The following is a 3,909-nucleotide window of genomic DNA, read 5'->3' as shown; positions in this document are numbered from 1 at the left end:
AGTTTTGAGAGAATAGCGGAAGTCCACGATTCTTATTACAGTTGATTGAGGTTTTACTAATACAGCTACGGATATATTAACGAGCGCTAGGACGCCTAAAATATTACACCTTACGGAACAATTTCACGAAAGATTGAATCTCAAAGTCGTTAAATACAACTTGTGATTATTTTATAACTCACGCAGCCTATGGATGTCTATGTGATATAATAATTTCTTAATCGCTAATGAGTTTATTTTCCAAGGGAGAATTAAGTATGTCTAAGAAAACTCTTAGAGAGTTTGTGAAACATGATTCAATCAAAAATGTCAAAAAAAACGTATTAAAAATAGACTTGAATTATAAAAGACTTATTCAGTTTTGCTCGGGTACTGAAAATATTGAAAGAACTAATAAGAATGTAGCACTAACTAATATTGCAAAAGGAACCCACCGTTCTTTAAGTTTACTGGCCAACAATTTGTCAGATGACTATGATATAACATTAATAGCATTATGTGCGAGAAACCTTTTTGAGCTTAATATCAGGCTAAGATCGATAATTGAAGATGAAAACTCACTTAACAAATGGATGAGTGAGATGGTTATGGATGAAAAGCAGATTATAGACGCTATATCAACGATTGCTAATGATAACCACACCACTGAACTGGAGTTGTTCGAAAACAAAAAGAAACTAAATGATTCTATTCTAGATCAAAATAACTTAAAAAGTGTCAAAAGCCCTGAAACAGTCAAAAGTATTGCTGAAAAAATTGGTGAACAAGAAGAATACACGGCGCTATTCAAACTATTTTCAAAATTATTGCATCCTACTTCATATCTTATCAATCGACATAACGAAGCAAGTTGCATCTATAGCTTTAACATACTGATTGTATCTGCACAAAAATATGCATTTGATATGTTTGAGAGATTAAAGATTGAATTAAACGTGCCGGAAGGTGTATTAAAACCATGGTGATGTTATATTTTATTAAGGTGTATTACATGATGGTGGAATGTAAATCATTAAATAGTGCTCATCGTACATCTAGTATGTTCTGATTTGCTTGCCTGTTAAATAAAAAAACAGATGTTAATAACGTCCGCTTCTGGCGCATAACAAACCACCAAATTTTATTGCTCGTTTAACCGAGCAGCCATGTTAAAATAGCGATCTACTTTTCAAACCCACATCACAAAAACAGTAAAATAAATTTTAGGCCCAACAATAGGCCCAAACTAAAAGTTGAATTGGATTTTATTGATTTAAAATCAATGCCATACAACCTTAATTCAGATTCCGCCAGCCCACCAAATAAATCAAGGGGTTGCGTGAAAACGCAGCCCCTTTGTTTTATCTAATGTCCACTTTGCGTCCACCACTCCATAAAAAACATATTGTAGAATATTAATTTATTGATGAAGGTTGAGTTCTCATGAATGAAAAGCAATCTCAGACATTAAGTGCTGAAAAGCTTTATGAAAATGCCTTAATCTCTATACAGCTAGGCATAGAAGATTTCAAAAAATCCCAATTACCTCTTGATGATGGCGGAAATCCATTTCGCACGCTATCAGCGATACGGAATCTTTATGCAGGAATGCTTCTACTATTTAAATACCGAATCATCATATCTGTAAATTCAGAAGAAGAAGCTTATCAATTAATATTCTCACCTCCACATAAAATATTACCTCATCCTGATGGGAAAGGTGGGGTAATTTGGAAACCCGACGGAAAATTCAAACAAACAACAATTGACGTAGAAGGTATCAAACAACGATTTGAAAAGTTTGAAATTGTTGTTAATTGGGATGCGATTTTAAAATTACAAAAAAGTCGTAATGATTTAGAGCACCTACATCCTAGAAACTCACATGGCGAGCTTGCTAACTTTGTAGCAGATTTATTCCCTATCCTAAACGATTTTATCACTAATGAATTAAGCGAAAACCCTACAGAATTATTAGGCTCATCTTGGTTAATAATGCTTGAGCATCAAGATTTTTACCAAAAGAAACTCACTGAATGCAAAGAATCTTGGCAGAATGCGAACATCCCTTTAGGAATGCTTGAATTTTTAAATGAATGCAAATGTCAAGAGTGTGGTTCCAGTCTTTTAATGGCAAACAGTGAAGATATTAAGAATGGTTATGCCGTTGATTCAGATGAAGATAAATTTAAATATAACTGTGTTTCCTGTAACTACTCCGACCTTATTGCACCTTTACTAATAAACGAATTTGACCACAATTTTTTCTATTGGCCCCCTAATGGAGATGAACCAACCTACGAGGGGTGTGTAGAATGCATGCATGATACATTTGTTATCCAAGAACAAGAGTGTCGTTGGTGTGGTTACGAACTAGGTTACACTCGCTGCTATGCATGTGATGTCATCCTTACACAGGATGACCAAGATTGCTCTGGTCTGTGTGGAGATTGTAATTATAGAATGAATTATCATTAATCAAATATCTAATTGGCTTCTTAGATAATTATCTAAGGTTATACCTCTTATATTCGAATCTTTAATTATACCAGTCATAATTTTTGTTCTCCATTTTCTCTAAGCCGCATAATTACTGACTTTTTGAAATTATGCGGCTAATTCCGTGATCCAGTCAACTCCACGTAAAATGTAAAATTTCTATATTTTTTCATTGCGTTGTGTTTTTAAGGCGATCCAATAGGCGATCTAGAAACTGTAATCCTCTGAAATTCTTTTCACTCATTTTGTCCACTTCCCCTAAAATGAGACAGCGATAATTAGATTTTCTGCCTTAAAAATTGCAGAGGTCATGATGAAAAAAGCTCGTTTTACTGAAACTCAAATCGTTAATATCTTAAAACTCGCTGATTCAGGGATGAAAGTGGAAGACATTTGTCGCCTAAATGGGATCAGTAATGCGACTTATTATATCTATGGACTACCATTGGAAATCAAAATACGGTGGTATGGAGGCTGCTGATATTAAAAGGCTTAAAGAGCTTGAAGATGAGAATACCAGACTTAAAAAGCTCTTTGCGGAAGTTAGCCTTGAAAACCATGCGATGAAGGCGCTTTTCGCAAAAAAGGGTTGGTGATGGCTGAGCAATCATTAAAGGCAGCTGGTTTATCAGTCATTAAAGTGTGCAAACTGACATCATTGTCATGAGCCACTTTTTATCGTCAGTTGTTAGATTGGCGTAAAAAACAGTGTGATGATTGATGCTATACAAGCGATTTTAACGAAATCACCTCAGTCGGGTTTCTGGAAATGCTATTATCGGCTACGATTTGAAGGTTATCCGTTTAATCATAAACGAGTTTATCGCGTTTATTGCCGTTTGGGGTTAAACCTGAAACGGCGAGTTAAAAAATACTGCCGAAACGAGAAAAAGCCCCTTAGTGATTGAAAAAATCCCGAATGTTCAATGGGCATTGGATTTTGTACATGACAGTTTATATTGTGGTAAGCGTTTCAGAACATTGAATATTATTGATGAAGGAACACGTGAATGTTTGGCGATTGAAGTGGATACATCGTTGCCAGCTGAACGGGTTATTAAAGTGCTTGAACGCTTAAAAGTCGACAGAGGAGTGCCGAAACAAATACGCGTGGATAATGGACCTGAGCTTATTTCAACCAACCTATTGAATTATTGTACAAATAATAAGATTGAACTATGTCATACTCAACCCGGTAAGCCACAATAAAATGGCTTTATCGAACGTTTTAATGGCTCATTCCGCCGTGAATTTTTAAATGCGTATTTATTTGAGTCATTATACCAAGTACGTGAAATGGTGTGGTTTTGGCAACAAGATTATAACCAAAATCGAACGCACGAAAGCTTAAATCACCTCCCACCAGAGGTATATCGTAAACAGTTAGAAAACTCTAAGTTGAAGTGTCTCAATTAATGGGGAGTGGACATT

At 35.3% G+C, this 3,909-nt stretch carries 2 protein-coding genes and 1 pseudogene; all 3 read left to right on the top strand.

Going from position 1 to position 3,909, the window contains the following annotated elements:
* The first annotated feature begins 257 nt into the window (after window positions 1–257).
* The 3 genes and pseudogenes from PR833_RS20110 to PR833_RS20100 all read left to right on the top strand — a co-directional run bounded on the left by PR833_RS20110 (window position 258) and on the right by PR833_RS20100 (window position 3,894).
* Window positions 258–965, top strand: coding sequence for a DUF5677 domain-containing protein (locus PR833_RS20110; protein WP_272526471.1), 708 nt, complete (start codon window positions 258–260; stop codon window positions 963–965).
* A gap of 457 nt (window positions 966–1,422) precedes the next feature.
* Entirely contained in the window at window positions 1,423–2,457 is a 1,035-nt protein-coding gene (locus PR833_RS20105; RefSeq protein WP_272526470.1) for a hypothetical protein, read from the top strand.
* A 334-nt stretch (window positions 2,458–2,791) separates the two neighbouring features.
* Window positions 2,792–3,894 (top strand): annotated as a pseudogene (locus PR833_RS20100) (IS3 family transposase).
* The last annotated feature ends 15 nt before the right edge of the window (window positions 3,895–3,909 follow it).

The organism is Providencia sp. PROV189 (assembly GCF_028480065.1).
GTDB classification, from domain to species: domain Bacteria; phylum Pseudomonadota; class Gammaproteobacteria; order Enterobacterales; family Enterobacteriaceae; genus Providencia; species Providencia stuartii.
The sequence above is the reverse complement of the archived record's forward strand: the minus strand, read 5'-3'. Positions and strand labels throughout refer to the sequence as shown.